The sequence below is a fragment of the Endozoicomonas sp. SCSIO W0465 genome, from assembly GCF_023716865.1.
Classification (GTDB): domain Bacteria; phylum Pseudomonadota; class Gammaproteobacteria; order Pseudomonadales; family Endozoicomonadaceae; genus Endozoicomonas.
This window is the reverse complement of sequence record NZ_CP092417.1, coordinates 2,871,495-2,889,550: the sequence shown is the minus strand read 5'-3', so window position 1 is coordinate 2,889,550 and position 18,056 is coordinate 2,871,495. Positions and strand designations below refer to the sequence as shown.

Annotated in this window: 13 protein-coding genes and 1 pseudogene; 7 read left to right on the top strand and 7 right to left on the bottom strand. The window is 49.6% G+C overall.

The annotated features are described in order from the left end of the window. The first annotated feature begins 150 nt into the window (after positions 1-150). Positions 151-1,158 carry a hypothetical protein gene (locus tag MJO57_RS12610; RefSeq protein WP_252025741.1) on the top strand — a complete coding sequence of 336 codons (1,008 nt, stop codon included), beginning with the start codon at positions 151-153 and terminating at the stop codon, positions 1,156-1,158. Continuing rightward, positions 1,145-1,861 (top strand): HIRAN domain-containing protein, encoded by a 717-nt coding sequence (locus MJO57_RS12605; RefSeq protein ID WP_252025739.1) that lies wholly within the window; start codon positions 1,145-1,147, stop codon positions 1,859-1,861. The genes MJO57_RS12610 and MJO57_RS12605 overlap by 14 nt, the downstream gene beginning before the upstream one ends. Positions 1,862-1,925: 64 nt before the next feature. On the opposite strand, the gene MJO57_RS12600 is transcribed toward MJO57_RS12605, so the two are convergent. The 5 genes and pseudogenes from MJO57_RS12600 to MJO57_RS12580 all read right to left on the bottom strand — a co-directional run. After that, positions 1,926-2,786, bottom strand: a complete 861-nt coding sequence (locus tag MJO57_RS12600; RefSeq protein WP_252025738.1) for a DUF2971 domain-containing protein — start codon at positions 2,784-2,786, stop codon at positions 1,926-1,928. A gap of 99 nt (positions 2,787-2,885) precedes the next feature. Further along, entirely contained in the window at positions 2,886-3,437 is a 552-nt protein-coding gene (locus MJO57_RS12595; protein ID WP_252025736.1) for a hypothetical protein, read from the bottom strand. Then, positions 3,412-4,167: a hypothetical protein gene (locus MJO57_RS12590; protein WP_252025734.1), complete on the bottom strand. Its 756-nt coding sequence runs from the start codon at positions 4,165-4,167 to the stop codon at positions 3,412-3,414. The genes MJO57_RS12595 and MJO57_RS12590 overlap by 26 nt, the downstream gene beginning before the upstream one ends. An 84-nt stretch (positions 4,168-4,251) precedes the next feature. Beyond that, positions 4,252-6,135, bottom strand: coding sequence for a DEAD/DEAH box helicase family protein (locus tag MJO57_RS12585; protein WP_252025732.1), 1,884 nt, complete (start codon positions 6,133-6,135; stop codon positions 4,252-4,254). 3 nt (positions 6,136-6,138) lie between these two features. Beyond that, positions 6,139-6,615: pseudogene (locus MJO57_RS12580) on the bottom strand (PDDEXK nuclease domain-containing protein); the annotation flags it as partial. Between the two features lie 90 nt (positions 6,616-6,705). On the opposite strand from MJO57_RS12580, the gene MJO57_RS12575 reads away from it, so the two are divergent. From MJO57_RS12575 to MJO57_RS33270, 5 genes are all read left to right on the top strand, one after another. After that, positions 6,706-8,220, top strand: a complete 1,515-nt coding sequence (locus MJO57_RS12575) for an IS66 family transposase (protein ID WP_252017330.1) — start codon at positions 6,706-6,708, stop codon at positions 8,218-8,220. Between the two features lie 168 nt (positions 8,221-8,388). Next, positions 8,389-9,405, top strand: coding sequence for a UDP-glucose 4-epimerase GalE (gene galE / locus MJO57_RS12570; protein ID WP_252025730.1), 1,017 nt, complete (start codon positions 8,389-8,391; stop codon positions 9,403-9,405). Further along, positions 9,402-10,460: a UDP-glucose--hexose-1-phosphate uridylyltransferase gene (locus MJO57_RS12565; RefSeq protein ID WP_252025728.1), complete on the top strand. Its 1,059-nt coding sequence runs from the start codon at positions 9,402-9,404 to the stop codon at positions 10,458-10,460. The genes galE and MJO57_RS12565 overlap by 4 nt, the downstream gene beginning before the upstream one ends. 68 nt (positions 10,461-10,528) lie before the next feature. After that, the gene (gene galK, locus MJO57_RS12560) at positions 10,529-11,680 is read left to right on the top strand and encodes a galactokinase (protein WP_252025726.1); all 1,152 of its coding nucleotides are present in this window, start codon (positions 10,529-10,531) and stop codon (positions 11,678-11,680) included. Between the two features lie 254 nt (positions 11,681-11,934). Continuing rightward, the gene (locus MJO57_RS33270; RefSeq protein WP_371924829.1) at positions 11,935-12,441 is read left to right on the top strand and encodes a transposase; all 507 of its coding nucleotides are present in this window, start codon (positions 11,935-11,937) and stop codon (positions 12,439-12,441) included. Between the two features lie 24 nt (positions 12,442-12,465). On the opposite strand, the gene MJO57_RS12550 is transcribed toward MJO57_RS33270, so the two are convergent. Continuing rightward, on the bottom strand, positions 12,466-15,936 hold the full coding sequence (locus tag MJO57_RS12550; protein WP_252025724.1) for an ankyrin repeat domain-containing protein: 3,471 nt from the start codon (positions 15,934-15,936) through the stop codon (positions 12,466-12,468). A gap of 446 nt (positions 15,937-16,382) precedes the next feature. Next, the gene (locus MJO57_RS12545) at positions 16,383-18,020 is read right to left on the bottom strand and encodes an IS1634 family transposase (RefSeq protein ID WP_252019985.1); all 1,638 of its coding nucleotides are present in this window, start codon (positions 18,018-18,020) and stop codon (positions 16,383-16,385) included. Positions 18,021-18,056: the final 36 nt, after the last annotated feature.

Genomic DNA, 18,056 nt, shown 5'->3' with positions numbered 1-18,056 from the left:
CAGATCAGTGACTTATCTGGCCTGAAAACCGTGCCCATAAAGTGTACTCATTTTTACACTCAAAAAGGCCAACAGCAGTAAACCCCCCAAGATTTTTCAGCCTGCACCCAGTAAACTGGTTCAGCCCTTATCCATTAGCCGGAACCTGCAGTGATTGACCGAGATAACATTATCCAACCCAGTGACCAGGTAGTTGATATAGCCCACTGGCCTGTCCATGAAGAGTATGAGGTCTATCCTGAAGGTGCCCGGGTCAAAACGCTCCGGGTCTGCCCTGATAACACGCCCTACGATTTTTGCATTCCCGGCCACCGTTACCTGTTTAAGGAAGCTATCAAGAGTGCAAAAGACCCAAGTAAGCCCCGACATCCAGATCAATACTGGTGTGAAGTAATCGCCTTCCAGATTGGCCGATTAATGCAACTTCAGGTTCCACCAGTTTTCGTCTCAGTAAATTCCGCAACTGGTGAACCAGGCAGCCTATGTGAGTGGTTTATCGGTTACTCCCCCGATATAGAAGAACGATCGACACCAGGTGGTGAGCATATGCAGAAAATGATTGCGGGCTACGATCGTGATAAAGGCAGGCAGCATAACCTAACGTCGATCATTACCTTTTCCAGGGCGATGACTATCAGCAAGCAACTAACCCATAGCTGGAAAGAATACTGGGGGCTATGCCTCTGCTTTGATGCGCTGATCGGCAACACCGACCGACACCAGGAAAACTGGAAAGTCATCTGGAATGGCAACGAAGGCACTGCCCGGCTTTCGCCCTTCTTTGATAATGGCACCAGTCTTGGCCATGAGCTCTTCCCGAAAAAGTTCAATCAATGCGTGCGTGATAATAATATGCTGCTCGCCTATATCAACCGGGGGCGACATCAAATGAAGTGGCATAAGGATGATGAAGGAAGGTTGCCGCTGATTGAAGGTGTCAGCCGATACTGCCGAAAATACCCTGAGGTCGTGCCACTCTTGATTGACAGGCTGCAATGGGAAGACGATGCTTTGTTTAAGATACTTAGTGAACTGACCACCTTTCATATACAATCCCCGCTGACAGCAGAAAGGGCAGCGTTTATACACAAGCTAACCTGTTACAGAAAGCGGTTGCTGTTAGAAGAACTGGAGATGATTGGAAATGAGGCATATTGAACACTTGGTCGAACCGGATCGAATTCTTCTCTCATGGCAGGCACTGGCAAGCAAAAACCGGTCTCGCTTTGTGGTGGGCGAACTGGTACGCAAGGGTGAAAAGGTGACTCTCCGGTATTTTTCCGACAGTAAAGATTTTCAGCAGGCAGTAGCAGACGGTTTTACCGGCTACCCTGCCTTTCAGGTTCAGGAGGGAGTCAGTCAGTATGATAACCAGGTGCTTGATGCCTTTATCCGTCGACTGCCGCCTCGAACCCGTAGCGATTTCTCCCGTTACCTGGAGCTTAGAGGCTTAAACCCGGAGGCTCAAATCAGTGACTTTGCCTTACTGGGGTATTCAGGAGCCCGGCTACCTGATGATGGCTTCGAGCTGATCCACCCGTTTGACAATGCAGACGGGGCATTCGAGTTTATCGTTGAAGTGGCCGGTTTTCGGCATGAGTCTGAGGTAGCCGTTGACGATATCCCCCTGGAGGCCAACGTCAGCTTTATACCTGAGCCATCAAACACCTTTGATGACAGGGCTATCCGGATAGAACTGAATGGCCAGAAACTCGGCTATGTAGACCGCGGACGACTCGATCTGTTCCACCGGCATTTGCAGGCAGGCCACCGCTTAACCGGAGAAGTGACCCGTAAAAACGGAACTCCTGCACGGCCACTGCTTTATATCTATACGCGGGTTGTGCCCGTCACCCATTGAGAAAAATACCTGAGCAGCCAATCATGCTGCTTAGGCCTATCCAACACATGAAAATCTTATCCAATCAACCAGAATAATTTCTTATTCTGAGCTGATATTTCCGCCCAGAAGAATCAATAATTACTTCGCACAAATCAATCTGTGCTCCTTTCGCATCCAAACAGGCTTTGATGCTTCGTTTCTTCCAATTTGGCATTTTTTCGCCTAGATAAACGGCTTTAATACAACTTGAGTCAATCTTGTACTGCCCTTTTTTTCCGGTAAAAATGCGCGCTTCCTGCTCATAACCCCAAGTACCGTTATGTTTGGTTGCGAAGGCTTTTTGTATATCCATCGCTGATTTTTTTGTATCACCAGATACAAAGCCCTCGATATAGGTTTTCAGAGACAAAACAGGGCGCAACGTGTCTGAGTAGTCCACATCGGCTGTACCTATATTGTTGTCCCGGCTGTGAGATTCGAGTGATTTTATGAGCTGTTGAAAATTGTACTCAATGCAATAACCCCGTAAGCCGTCAGCATAGTGCCCCCACAATGCCATAGAACCAAGGACATGTTCAGGCTCTGTATTTGGAGGCGGATACTGATAAGCCTTCGATGCTGAGAAGATTGCTGTACTTTGACGCCACATCCCTATATATGTATCAAACCATTGAAGTACAAAATCTTTATCATTGAGATGATCGTCGCAATAGTGCCGCTCACTTTTGTCTTTGTACTTTTCATTAAATTTATCGCGGAATTGTTGGTACAGAGTGCCGTCAATATTTGCACCGTCGATGAATGCCATACCTTCAAACGGGTCATTTAGATCAGCACAGGAAGGGAACCAGATATAATCCTGATGAAGAGCATCTAAATCATTCTCATTACCTGCTCTGAACTTAAACAGGCTTATTGGGTGGTTACTACTTTCAGCAATCATACAGACTCAACAAATCAAAAATTTCCTGCGGGGAGACCACCATCCCAGACACCAAATGGTAATTGGTTAGTATGATCTCCCCCATTGGGTGATGCCGCCTCACCCCTTCAACATATCAAACACCACCCGCGCAAACCCTCTGGCCAGCTCCGGGTTGGACAGGTACTGCAACATCATCTCCTGATGGGCTTCGTTGCTGTCCATCACCGCATCATCAATGGCCTTCGGGAAATCCCCCAGCAAGGCCTGTTCAGCGGTGTTATTGGCAATCTGCTTCATCACGGTGTCGTTTTCCGCCAGCTTGTCCCGCACGGTATAGGCATAATTAATCAGGTCAGCATCCGACAGGTTGTCGGTAATAAACAGCTCATTCAACCGGGCAAGAATCTGCGACACAAACTCCTCTTTCTTATCCTTGGGTTTTGCAGTACCCATCTCGCTGCCCGGTTCCAGTTTGTACTCGGGGCTGTCTTCCTTAAGCTGAATGGCCTGCTGCCGGATTTTGGAAAGACGATAGTGGCTCATCACCACGTTATCCAGATCAATATCGTCTTCGTCCAGAACCTGCTCCCGAAGCAGCGGCCGCAGGTAACGGGCAAACAGGCTGAGCTGTTCCAGTTCAATATCATCGTAATCGACAATCTGGGACATAAACTCGTAGTAACGGGTATAGCTGCCCAGGTCTTTCTTGAAAATCTCCAGCCGGTCTTTTTCCTGCTTGCACTCCTTCAGGCTGTTTTCCCCTTTCCCCGTTGGCGATCAGCACCGCATCTCCGGACTTTTTCATCCGGTCCAGCATATCCCAAGCCTGCTCGTAAGCCGCCACGGCGGAGCTGTAACGCTTCTGCCACCGCTCCACCGCAGGCTTGCAGATATTACTGACAGCAGCATTGCTTTTCTTCCTGGTCAGGAAGGCTTCGCAGAACCTCGCCACTTCATTCCAGGTAAAGATGCCACTGGCCCGCAGCTTTTCATGCAGATCATAGATTTTGTCCGGGTCAGACACATCCGCCAGCTCTGCCGTCTGGTAGTAAGGCTGGAAGGCGGCCAGAATATCGTCAGGCTGATTAACAAAGTCCAGCACAAAGGTGCCGCTCTCCGCCTTGCCGGGATAGGTACGATTAAGCCGGGAAAGGGTTTGCACACACTCCACACCACCCAACGGTTTATCCACATACATGGCACAGAGCTTGGGCTGGTCAAAGCCGGTCTGGAACTTATTGGCCACCAGCATAATCTGGTAATCGTCGGTATCGAACGCCTTACGCATATCCCGTCCTTTGAGGCCGGGATTCATATTTTTTTCCGTAAATTTCTCATCAAGAATGGCGGCACTGTCCGGATCATTCTGGTCGAACTGCACCTCACCGGAAAAGGCCACCCATCACGGCAATGGAACTCTTGTGTTCAGCCAGATACTTCTCAAACCCCAGCTTATAGCGCACCGCCTCCTTGCGGGAACTGGTCACCACCATCGCCTTGGCCTGACCACAGCAGCCCCATCACATGTTCCCTCAAAGTGCTGGACGATCACCTTTACCTTCTGGCTGATATTGTGCTCATGGAGGCGTACCCAGCGCCCCACCTTCACCTTGGCACGTTTGCTGTCCACTTCCTCATCGGTAGCGGCAATCTTCTGGGCCAGCTTGTAGGCGACTTTGTAATTGGTGTAGTTCTTCAGCACATCCAGGATAAAGCCTTCTTCAATGGCCTGTCGCATGGAGTACACATGGAATGCCTGGGGCAGGTTCTTCTTCGAAGGAGGTTCATCCGGGTCAGGCAACCGGCCAAAAGTTTCCAGGGTCTTTGCCTTTGGAGTAGCCGTAAAAGCAAAGTAACTGAGATTACTACTCTTCCGTCGTGCGGCGACTGACGCATTCAACTTGTCTTCTGCCGACAGCTCTGCTTCTTTTGCTTCACCATCCACCATCAGCACCTCTTTCAGCTTCTTGGCGGTATCACCTGTCTGGGAAGAGTGCGCCTCATCGGCAATAATGGCATAACGACGTTTCTGCAGATTGGTACTGCTCTCAATAGCTGCCAGTACAAACGGAAAGGTCTGGATGGTCACGATAATAATCGGCTGGGCATTTTCCAGGGCACTGGCCAGTTTCTCTGATTTGGAGCCCTGACCCTCTTTATTGTTAATACGACCCACCACTCCATCGGCGTGTTCAAACTGGTAGATGGTATCCTGGAGCTGATCGTCCAGCACCGTCCGGTCAGTAATCACGACCACGGAATGGAACTGTTTGTCTCCATCGTCTTTATAAAGGGTGGATAGCTGATGGGCTGTCCAGGCAATAGAGTTGGACTTGCCAGAACCGGCACTGTGCTGCACCAGGTAACGGTGGCCAGAACCTTCGTTACGGGCAGCGCCAATCAGTTTACGCACCACATCCCACTGGTGATACCGGGGAAAAATCAGCGTCTCCTTTTTAGTTTTGCGGCCTTCCCAGTCTTCGGACTCCTTAATCTCAAGGTGAACGTAACGGGCAAGAATATTCAGCAGGTTGTCCGGCAGCAGCACCTCATTCCACAGGTAATCGGTGGCATAGCGGTTTTCATCGTCGGGAATATCATTACCAGCGCCACCTTCTTTTGTCCCCTTATTAAACGGCAGGAAGAAGGTATCAGCACCGGCCAACCGGGTTGCCATATAAACCTGATACTGGCTGACAGCAAAATGCACCAGCGCCCCACGCTTGAAGGTGAGCAGGGGTTCCGGCTTAACGGTTTCCGGGTCTTTGGGTAAGCGAGTGTTTTTGTACTGCCGAATGGCGTTATCCACCGACTGCTTGAACTCGGATTTCAACTCCAGCGTCGATACCGGCAGACCATTGATAAACAGCACCAGATCAATGCGCCACGACCTGGCCTTTTTACCGGTTTCGGCAAGGTGCTCATCGGTAGCATAGGGCGAATACACCAGCTCCGGCACAAGACGACAACGGTTTTCTTTATAACGGGCCAGCGCATCCGGATTCAGATCATGCTCCGGCATAAACTGGCACAGGCGAAACCGGGCATTGCGAATCTTCAGGCCATGACGTAACACCCCAAGGGTACCGTAACTGCGTAGCTCTTTATCAATGGCATTGGGGTCAGCTTTATTAAGCTGGGTCACCAGGTGGCTGATAAAGTGCTGTTCCGAATCCGAGGGGAATACCTTACAGAGCTTCGCCCACTCCTTCGGCTGGGTCTGTTTGACAAAACCAAGCACATCGCCGGTGTACAACGCCGTTTCCCGGTGGTACTGGTCGCCGGAACCCAATAGCCAGCCATTGGCCTGCATCTGGGCAATTATTTCGTTCTGGAAAACGGCCTCAACAGTCGCGTCCCTGCTCATAGACTACTCACTTTTGTTCTCAATACGCTGGCGGGCATTGTGGATAGCCTGCTGGAAGCGTTCTTCCAGCACCGCTTTGGGCGGCAGGTTGGTCAGGTAATCCGCCACATGGATGCCGCTTTTATCCAGCTCCAGCAGTTCGATCTGTTCCTGCTTTTTACCCGCACAGAGAATAATGCCAATGGGTGACGCTTCCCCGGACTGTCGGTCATGCTTATCCAGCCAGCGCAGGTAGAGCTCCATCTGCCCCTTATACTCTGCCTTGAACTTGCCGGTCTTTAGCTCGACAGCCACCAGCCGTTGCAGCTTGCGGTTGTAAAACAGCAGATCAATATAAAAGTCATCCTCATCAATCTGAACCCGGTGCTGACGGGCAACAAAGGTGAAGCCCATCCCCAGTTCCAGCAGGAACTGCTCCATCTCCCGCAGAATGGCATCTTCCAGACCTTTTTCCAGGTAGGTGTCGTTCAATTCAAGAAAGGTAACTGTTCAGCACCCCCACATAAATCTGGAATTTTCTGATTTTTATACCATCCTCTTAAGCACCATTTTTCCACAATATTCGCCAGCATGATTCCAGAACTACCCGCAACTATGTCGGCTGAGATTCTCTTGAAAGAGAATGCAGAGCTGCGGATGAGAGTTGCCTGTCTGGAAGAGCGATGTCGAGAATTGGAAGAAAAGGTTGGCAAGAACAGTCAAAACAGCAGCAAGCCGCCATCGTCTGATGGTTATCAAAAACCTTGTAAAAACAGTAATTCTCCAGATCATTCTGACGACCTTTCCGCAGATAAAGGTACCGATCCATCGGATGAAAAACCCAATCCTAAAAGTCTGAGACAGTCTTCTGGTAATAAAGCCGGTGGAAAGAAAGGGCATCAGGGCACTTGTCTTAAACAGGTCGATATCCCTGACTATATTGAGTACCTTCCGGTTAAAGAATGCAATAAATGTCAGGCGTCTCTTCTTGATAGTGAGCCGGTCAAATATATTGAACGACAGGTGTTTGAACCAGGGAGACCGGGTGAATTTGAAGTAACGGCCCATAGAGCTGAAGTAAAAATCTGCACTTGTGGTTGTCGGAATCAGGCTGAATTCCCGGAAGGTGTTACCGCTGCCGCACAATATGGCTCAGCCACACAGGCTATGGCCGTCTATCTTAACCAATACCATTTCCTGCCTTTTAAGCGCGTGTCAGAGTATTTTAATACTCTCTATAAAATGAGTGTAAGTGCAGGCACTGTCGCCAATTTTGTGGCCAGAACCTATGAAAATCTGGCTTCTACTGAAGAGGTTATTCGTGACGCCTTGCGGGAATCGTCTGTTGCCGGAGCCGATGAAACGGGTATGCGGGCCGAGGGCTCTTTGCACTGGCTACACGTTATGCGGGATGAACAATGGACGCTCTACTACTTGTCTGAAAAGCGAGGTCGTGAGGCCATGGACACGATGGGCATACTGCTAACATTTGCAGGCGTTCTGGTTCATGATCATTGGAAATCCTATTTTGCATATGCGGCAACTCACGTACTTTGCAATGCCCATCACCTGAGGGAGCTTTTGGGTGTTGTTGATAGGGACAGCAATCAACTGGCGTTGCGATTGATGAAGCTACTGAGGCTTTCCTGGCATTACTGCAAGGGCTTTAAGACCATAGGTATGCTACAGATGCCAAGTGTTGTCTGTGAACGAATCGAGAAGATTTATGACCGGTTGCTTCAGCGGGCTCTAATGAAAGAAGTCGTCTATATGGAGAAGCAACGAGAGGAGCTTAAGCGCAAGAAAGTCAAGAATACTAAAGCTTACAATCTCTTCAAACGACTCACTGAGTTCAAGGCTGAGACACTGCGCTTCATGTCAGATTTTACCATTCCCTTCGATAACAATGGCAGTGAGCGGGATGTTCGAATGGCCAAGTTAAAGCAGAAAATCTCAGGCTGCTTCAGGAGTGCAGACGGTGGTTCTATGTTTGCACGGATTCGCAGCTATTTGTCGTCTGCCAGAAAACAGGGAATGGACATATATCAATCACTTCATAGAGCTGTTCGGAATTACTGTAATATGCCTTTGCTCAGTGCTGAATAGTTACTCCTTATCAAAAAGCCTCATTATGATATCTGCTCCCAGCACAGAAATCTTTGTTTTCAGGAAAAACAGAGAAAAAACCGTAAAAGAAATACTCCGTAATCTGTTTCTAGAATATCCACAAGCGATTATTTAACAGGCAGACACGCTGCCTGAATGAGGTAGACAATGAGTATCCTGATTACCGGAGGCGCTGGCTATATTGGTAGCCATACCTGTCTGGAATTATTGAATGCCGGTTATGACGTGGTCGTCGTTGATAACCTGTGCAACAGCCATGAGACGTCCCTGCACCGAGTGGCAAGCCTGACGGGTAAGCAACCCGCTTTTTATCCTGTCGATATACGCGATAAAGAGGCGCTACGCACCGTATTCGGCAAGCACTCCATTGAAGCAGTGATTCATTTTGCCGGATTAAAAGCGGTCGGTGAGTCTACCCGGATACCACTGGCTTATTTTGATAACAATGTCAGCGGCACCGTAGCACTGCTGGAAGTCATGGCAGCGTTTGATGTACGTCATCTGGTCTTCAGCTCATCTGCAACCGTTTATGGCGACCCCCATGAAGTGCCCATCAGGGAAGACTTCCCGGTCGGACAGGTCACCAACCCCTACGGCCGAAGCAAATTTATGGTGGAGGAGATCCTCCGTGATACGGCTGCGTCCGATGATCGCTGGAATTTCAGTATTCTGCGCTACTTCAACCCGGTTGGTGCCCACGAATCCGGCCTTATCGGTGAAGACCCCAGCGGTATTCCCAACAACCTCATGCCCTATATTGCCCAGGTGGCCGTTGGCAAACTGGAGCAACTTAATGTATTTGGCAATGACTACGCCACCCACGATGGTACCGGTGTCCGCGATTATATCCATGTCGTCGACCTTGCCCTTGGCCATCTTGCCGCCTTGAGAACCCATTGGGCCGATCAGGGCGTCCACACTTACAACCTGGGTACTGGCAAAGGCAGCAGCGTATTGGAGATGCTTCACGCCTTTGAAAAAGCCTGTGGCAAACAGCTGCCTCATCAAATCCAGCCACGCCGCCCCGGTGATATCGCCCAGTGCTATGCCGATCCTGCCTATGCCGAGCAAAAGCTGGGCTGGAAAGCCACCCGCACCGTTGACGATATGACCATCGATACCTGGCGCTGGCAGTCAGAAAACCCGAACGGATTTAACCAATGACACCATTTAATCCTGTTGATCATCCGCACCGTCGATTCAATCCGCTGATTGGCGACTGGGTACTGGTATCCCCCCATCGTGCCAAGCGCCCATGGCAGGGGCAGGTGGAAAAAACGGCACCGGACTTTCGTCCAGTACACGATCCGGAGTGCTTTCTCTGCCCGGGCAACGACCGTATTACCGGTGACCGTAACCCGGACTACACCGATCCCTACATATTCCCCAATGACTTCCCGGCACTGCTGACGGATACCCCGGATGCCACCAGCGAGTCAGACCTGTTCCAGAGCAGCTCTGCCAGGGGGGAAGCACGGGTGATCTGTTTTTCACCGGATCACAGTAAAACCCTGCCACAGTTAACCGAACAGGAAATCCGCAAGGTCGTGGATACCTGGGCAGAACAGGTCATCGAACTGGGGGAGACCTACCCCTGGGTGCAGCTGTTTGAAAACAAGGGAGCCGTGATGGGGTGTTCCAATCCTCACCCCCATGGCCAGATCTGGGCCAGTAGTTTTCTACCCAACGAAGCGCGCAAAGAAAACGACAACCAGCGTCAATGGTTGAACGAAAAAGGCAACAATCTGCTGGTTGAATACGCCCTGCGGGAATCCGAGTCCGGTGAACGCACCGTCGTTGAAAACGATCACTGGATTGCCGTGGTTCCTTACTGGGCAGCCTGGCCATTTGAAACGCTGCTGCTGCCCAAGCGACAGGTACTTCGCATGCCGGATCTGACCGAAGTGGAACGTGATGCCCTGGCTGAAATCCTGAAAAAACTGACGACAAAGTACGACAATCTGTTCCAGACCTCATTCCCCTACTCTATGGGTTGGCATGGTGCGCCCTGTCATCCGGGTGAGGCAAGTACCGATGATAGCCACTGGCAACTGCACGCTCACTTCTATCCACCACTGCTGAGATCAGCAACCGTTCGCAAGTTTATGGTGGGCTTTGAAATGCTGGCAGAAACGCAGCGTGACCTCACCGCTGAACAGGCTGCCACCCGCCTGCGCGAACTGCCCGATGTGCATTATCTGGACAGCAGCTCTCTGTGAAGCTCTCTGTAAAGAAGCGCTGAGCCTGCAAAAAGCCTTTAAGATTGGTCCGAGTTATGGAAAGTAAGATGAACCAGAAACAAACCCTGACTGAACTGTTCGAAAAAACCTTCGGTCATCAGCCAACCCACTATTTTCAGGCACCTGGCCGGGTCAACCTGATTGGTGAGCATACCGACTACAACGACGGTTTTGTATTGCCCTGTGCCATTGACTACCAGGCCATGATTGCGGCTTCTCCCAGGGATGACCAGAAAGTCATTGCCACTGCCCACAGTTACGACGGACAGGTATCCGAGTTTGAGCTTTCCTTACCGGTACCCCATAGCGACGAAGCCTTCTGGAGTAATTATGTCCGGGGCGTGGCCACCGTTCTTATGGAAAAAGGCATGAGCCTCAAAGGTGTCAACATTGCCATTATTGGCAATGTTCCCCAAGGTGCCGGCCTCAGTTCATCCGCCTGTCTGGAAGTGGTTACCGGACTGACCCTGACCCGAATGTCCGGACTGGATGTCAGCCTGAAAGAGCTGGCATTGATTGGCCAGCATGCAGAGAACGAGTTTGTTGGCTGCAAGTGCGGCATTATGGACCAGATGATTTCAGCCTGTGGCAAGGAAGACCATGCCATGCTGCTGGATTGCCGGTCACTGGATACCCGGCTGGTGCCCATCCCTCAAAATGCAGCGGTGGTGATTATCAACTCCAATGTCAAACGCGGCCTGGTGGACAGTGAGTACAACACCCGCCGGGCACAGTGTGAAGCGGCAGCCCAACATTTTGGCGTCAAGGCTCTGCGAGATATTACTCTGGATCAGCTGGAAGCCAGCCAAAGTGAACTGGATGAACTCACCTATCGCCGGGCCCGCCATGTGGTGACTGAAAATGATCGTACGCTTGCCGCAGCCGAGGCTCTGGCCAGGGGCGACCTGGCAGCCATGGGCAGTTTAATGGCCGAATCCCATCGCTCCATGCGCGATGATTTTGAAATTACTGTCCCCGCCATCGACGGCATTGTTGACATTGTCAAAGCCGTCATTGGCAGTGAAGGTGGGGTCAGAATGACCGGTGGTGGATTTGGTGGCTGCGTAGTCGCACTGATTCCCGAAGAACGAGTCGATGCCGTCAAACAAGCGGTTCACAAGCACTATCCTGAGTACTCCAATGGGCTTGTGGCTGATATCTATGTTTGCCGGGCTTCCGGGGGAGCAAGTGATTTATAAACCATAAAATGCATGGGGACTCCTGAAGGGGTCCCCTATGAACTGAACTTCGCCGCTGGTTTTATCACCCCCCTCCTCAGCCGTAACGTAAGAGCTGCCCTTCACGCCACCAGAACTTATTGCCAAACAACATGTCTAAAAAAAATTTTCTACTAACCCGGATATTTCATAAATAAGAGCAGGTTCCGCCCAATCACCTGATATGATTGGGTCGACCAAAAAAAAGCTTCGGAAGAAGCAATCCGGAACCTGCTATGACGAAACATACACAAGAAACCCTTCGTTTTCACCCTGTTAATGGTAAAACTGTCGGAGCTGATTTTAACGGAGGGGAGTTGTCCTCCGATTTTGGCGCGCTGCTGCTTCGTGAAATGGCCATCCGCAGCGAGCTAATTCCCCGGCTCGTCAAGGCAATCCAGGACAAACGACATCAATCCTATATTGACCATTCCATACAGGATCTTCTGACGCAAAGAGTGCTACAAATGGCATGCGGTTATCAAGATGCCAATGACAGCAACCATTTGCGTAAGGACCCCATGTTCAAGCCACATCTCATTATCCGGGGAGACAGCCATTTTTCCCAGCCGGAGCTGATGCGCGTTGTTGACCAGGATAAAGCCGCTGATTACGTGCTGGGTAAAGGTGCAGGCCATCCAACGGCCTTAAGGCCGATGTCGGATGAGAGCGGGAGTAATCGACTGGCGCCATTTGATCAACTTTCAGCCCGAATACTAAGCCACTTTGCTGCGGTGAGCTAACCAAAGGTATTCCATTTCCTAACCTCAGGGATAAAACCAGGATTCCAGAACCTCCTTTAACTCACTTTTGAGCGTCCCGGGAATTGGCATTGTTTTGACATAATTAAAGGCAGTGACAATGGATGGATGGTGGGTCCTGACGGTTCTGGCAACAACTGACAGACACTTATGCGCCAACTTATTTTGGTAATCAAATTTATTGAAACGAGCAAATGCCTGATCAATCTGTGCATCAGAAGCACCTTCCTGACATCGAATTTTCAGAACTTGCAACAGCCAACGTTTTTGATTGGACGATAACGACTGGACCAGACCAACTCGCCGGACGACAGAAGTCATTTTAAATAAAGTGGCACAGAGTTTCTTTTTCGGATCATGGAAGTCAACGGAAGCTGTCATAGCTCGATTGATGTCTTTTTTTGTTAAATGAACTCCGTTAAGGAGTAACCATTTAGCCAATGACTGATGATCCCGAAATATCGACTGTAACAATGCCCCTTGCCCAGATGGATTTACCCAGCGAATAATATCCACCCCTTGCTCATAGAGCCAGCGGACCATGGGCAGATGGCCTGCTTCGATAGCAGCACCCAAAACACTCTCGCCCCCTGGACCAACAAAGTTAAGATCAACGCCTTGCTCAAGGAGCCATTTAACAATGTGGAATTGGCCATTTCGGGCCGCCAAGTAAGCAGCGTCAAAGTGTACTTCATCACCGGGATGAATAGCCATGAAGTAAAGGCCCTGATCCTTTAGCCATTGCAGTATATGTAAATGTCCACCAGAAGCGGCATCTTCCAGCATCGTTCTGTCAACGCCCTCGATACCATCAGCATACTGAATGCCCGCTGTCTGTTGACACAGCCACTTAAGTATCCGCAAATCCCCACTTCTCGCCGCCAGAGTAAAGCAAGTATCACCACTCTCAGTAACGATTTGCCAATTTGTTCCCATCTGGAAGCACCACTTAACTATCGGTAAATGGTTTCCCGATAGCGCGCACAACATAGCTGAATCTTGAGGATGATCGAGATTAAAACCCAGCTGATGCAACCATTGAAGAAACTCAAGCTGCCCTGATTCGGCAACCCACACGATGTGGCCGATATCCCTGTAATCAGACTGGAAAGTTGCCCCTCGCTGAAAGAGCCACTTTGCCACTTCAAAGTGGCCTTCATCAACCGCTATATCCAGAGCGCTGTCACCTCTAGCGTTCTTCTGAAGAATATCCACTCGTTTTTCATATAACCACTGAATCACTGGAAGATGGCCATTTTCTGCAGCCAGCATCAGGGCATTTTTTCTATCCTGGTTAAGATGATGCAAGTTATGGCCCTTTTGCCAAAAGCAATTAACCAGAGCCAGATATCCGTTTTTTGCCGCCAGCATCAGGGGGCTATTACCGCGCTTGTCGAAACAACAGACATTCATTCCCACAAGGCAGAACCAAACCGCTAATGACTGGCAAGACCATTTCAGGGCAAGCAGCAAGAGATCCGGGTAACGCTGATGTAAAGCGATGCGTTGACCCAGCCATTTAACGACTGAAACATGACCATGCATGGTAGCCAGTGACACAGCATCATCACCTTGATTATTGCGACCGCCCGAAACACGCTGGAAACTGAGCCATTGAACAACACTTAAATGCCCCTTACTGGCGGCCAGATTGAGGGCACTGTCACCGAGTTCATTGACATGATGAAGGTCTACACCCCGATTATGAAGCCAACGTACCATATCGAGATTACCGCACTGGGCTGCCAGCATAAGGACATTATTTCCGCACTCAGTGATATGAGAAAGGTCAACCCCCTGTTGAAACAGCCACTGTACCACTGATAAATGGCCATAGCTGGCGGCAAGAGACAAGGCATTGTCCTTACCACTGGAAGAAAGGTAAGAATGGTTCGATCTATTGATATGATCAAGCCCGAAACCTTGCTGATGAAGCCAACGCACTGCAGCCAGCTGACCTTTCTGTGCTGCCAGCATTAGTGCATTATTGTCAGAATAATCCGTGTGGTGGATATTAAGCCCTTGCCGTTTTAACCACTGCGCCAGCTCAATATGACCATTACTCACGGCCAGAACGAACGCATTACAACCAAAACGTTGGGGTATGGAAGCACTTCCATCACTCGCTATCTGATCCATGTCAACATCCACTGAATGCAACCACTGAACCATTGCCATTGAGCCTGCCATGGCAGCCAGAGTAACAGCATTGTGGTGCTGTTGGTTAATTTGGTGAATATTCAACCCTTTTTGCCACAGCCATTGACTCGCTTTCAGGTAACCTTTGCTTGCCGCCAGGGTAAAGGCGTTATCGCCATTGTGATTTACCTGATGGATATCAACGCCTGATAGCGCAAGACTCTCCATCAGTTCCATAAAGCCACTGGCAGCAGCCAGCATGAAGGCATTATTGCCGTCGCTGTCAACGTAATGGATATCTGCGTCCAGTGAACATAACCAACGAGCCGTGGGTTCATGATGGCTGGCGGCCAAGGTCAGGGCACTGTTATGCTCTCTGTTAATCTGATGGATATTGGCTCCGTGTTGCACAAGCAGCCGGGCGACTTTGAGATGCCCACCCGAAATAGCCATGAGCAGAGGACTGTTACCACATTGATTGGTTTGATTAATGCCGGAAAGCGCCTTTGGAAGCAAACTGTCGAGGAGTTCAACATGCCCACAATCTGCTGCATACATCAGACAGTTACTACCATTATGATCGATCTGACAGGGATTGACGCCCATTCGCAACAGCCATTGAACAACAGGCAAGTGGCCGCCTGTGATGGCGTGATGAAGAATAGTACGATCGTCTGGATATATTTTATGGATATTCACATTTTGGGTGCAGAGCCATTGGATGATCTCAATATGGCCCTCCCGGGCAGCCAGTGACAGGGCATCACTCACCTCGTTATTGTAGTGGGTGAGTGTGCTCCCGTGCCCTGCCAGCAACTGGGCCACTTCCAAATGGCCGTTTTGGGCTGCCAGCATCAGCGCAGTATTGCCTTCAAAATTCTCCCTGTTGACATCAAGCGGTGTGGTGATGAAATTTCTTGCACTGTCCAATAACCAGTGCAGTAAAGGAAGTTGTCCACTGCCCGCTGCCAGGGTCAGGACGTTATCGCCGTTAAGATTGCACTGGTAAATATTGGCGCCCATCACCACCAGCCATTTCACCACCGGCAGATGCCCGCCAGGGGCCGCCAGCGTCAGAGCGTTATCACCCTCACGATTCACATGAAAGATATCAACCTCTTCCAGATCAAAACGTGTCAAAATGTCATGCTGGCCAGTTTGTGCGGCCAGCATCAAAGCGTTATTACCGGCGTGATTGAGATGATGAATATAAGCGCCTTCCCGGACCAGACGGTTGATTTCTTCACCCTGGCCATTTTGTGCTGCCAGACACAGAGGGGTGTTACCGTTGCTGTCCTCACGGTCGATATCTGCCCTTCTGCAACGCTTGACAGGCACTATTGGATCGTCACCACCAGGGCAGGGAGCATTGACTCGAACCTCTGGCTCTGAATCAGGAATATGGCATTTCCGCTTGCGTGATAAGTTGCCAGTCGAGCAGTCCAGAGTGTTGGCCGCCGTATTAATGCAATGATTATCTGATTCTGGTAATTCTGAGACAGCGGGCAATGGTGCAGGAGATGATTGGGTTACACAGATGTTATTCATATTGATTGACGTTTTGATAGAGTTTGATTCCCTGTATCCCAGAGAAGCGGTAGTCCATTTCAGCATATTAAGCAGCGGATTGGTCAGAATGAACGTCTGAAAATAAAACCATTGGACACCAGCAGGCCGTCTGAATTCCCACAGTAACAAAAAAGTTTCCCTAATGATGCGATAGTTTCACATCAAGGGATGAATAACATTTGCTCTGCCCATTAAGCCGTCATTCAGCACCCGTATCAGGAATAAATTTCCTGATACGGTCGCCCAAGAATTGAAATAATAGTCAACTGCCTTTCTTGTAATCCAACCACATGCTTTTCATGTCCATCGACCAATAGCACGTTGATACCCTGAAAGCAGAAAAACACCCAACGCGCTGTCGGGTTTTGGCAGGGTTTCCGCTTCATGTCCGGGAAAAACCGACTCTGTCGTTTTAGCTCATGCCTAATTCGATGCTGAATCGCCGCATACACTAACAGACACAGCGTCATCACCATCAGCAAGGCTTCTATTCGTTCCGGTTTCTTTAAAAACAGCGAAGAAACCAGAAACTCCGGGCTCTTCAAAAACCGAAAGCCACGCTCTACTGACTGTTGTGATTTGTAAGTACTTAGCACTTCTGCTGTACTCAGCCGACTGTCGTCCAGATCATTCGTCGCCAGCACAAAGCAACCCAGAGAACACTCTGCATCTTTGCGACAGTCAACGGATACCCAAGGATATCCGCTCACATAATATTCAATACTGTCCGGTTTAGAGCCTTTCTCCGGACGACCTACCTTGGTATAGCAGGGTTTCTCAGTAATGACAGGTTCCGCCTGACAATAAATAGTTTTTGACTGCCATTCATCGAACGCACGCAATGCGTCGGTTTCACACTTGAAGGCTTTTTTGGCCAGTTTACTGGTCAGCGCTTCTGCTTCTTTCTCAGACTTCTTTAGCATTTTTTTCAGCAGTGTTTTTTGTTCGCTCTTTCGAGCCTGCTCGCTGCGGACCAGAATCCAGCGCTGGGAGACACCCGCATGATCTGACAGCATTTCATGACTCTCATAGCCCTCAGCACCCTCCACTGGTGTCATTTCACAAGAAGCGACACTGTCAATCAGTTCTCTGGCTTCTTTGATTTTTGACGGAACCCGGGTGATAAATTGCTGGCCCTGCTGATGAAGTATCTGTACGTTATCTGTTGTATAAAGTGCTGCATCACCAATCAGGTAGCGATTATTCAGGGCTTCCCGGTAGGATTTCAAATGGCTGCTGATGACTTTTTTAAAGTTTTTATTGTCGTTTACGTTGCCACTGGACGCTTTCATAAAAACGGGAATACCGGCCTGATTTTCCGTCATCATCAGCAGTATTGCCTGGTTGAGCTCGGGTCGATGATCCCTGCTGTATCCACGACAGAGTTTGATACAGTGCATATCTTCTTCGTCGACGTCAGATTCGCTGTTATAAACGCCGTCCACATGCAAGCTTGTTGAGTCAAGGTTCAGAGCCTTGCACGGCAGTTTTAAGACATTCACTGCCTTGACAGCCAGCGATAAATAGACCTCACTTACATCCAGTTCAAAAAGCTGATCCAGGGCTCTGCCGAGTACACTGTCGTTAATGTGTTCGGGTTTAATACCGGGCCTGATGAGTTTATCCAGCGGTTTATCAGCATGAAACTCCGGGAACATATGAAGCGTGCGGGCAGTGAACCCAAGGCCGTTAAGCAGCATTGATACTACGGTTTCGCCAAAGGAAATATTCCGGTGTTCAGATTGGTTAGGAACCAGGGAATCCAGATGATTAGAGATACCGAGTTCTTTGCACATACCGGCAACCAAACCCATATGATCGATACGTTGAATGTGGAACTGATGAGGATGCATTGGACATGTTCATTCTGAGAATTTTTTACATTTTAG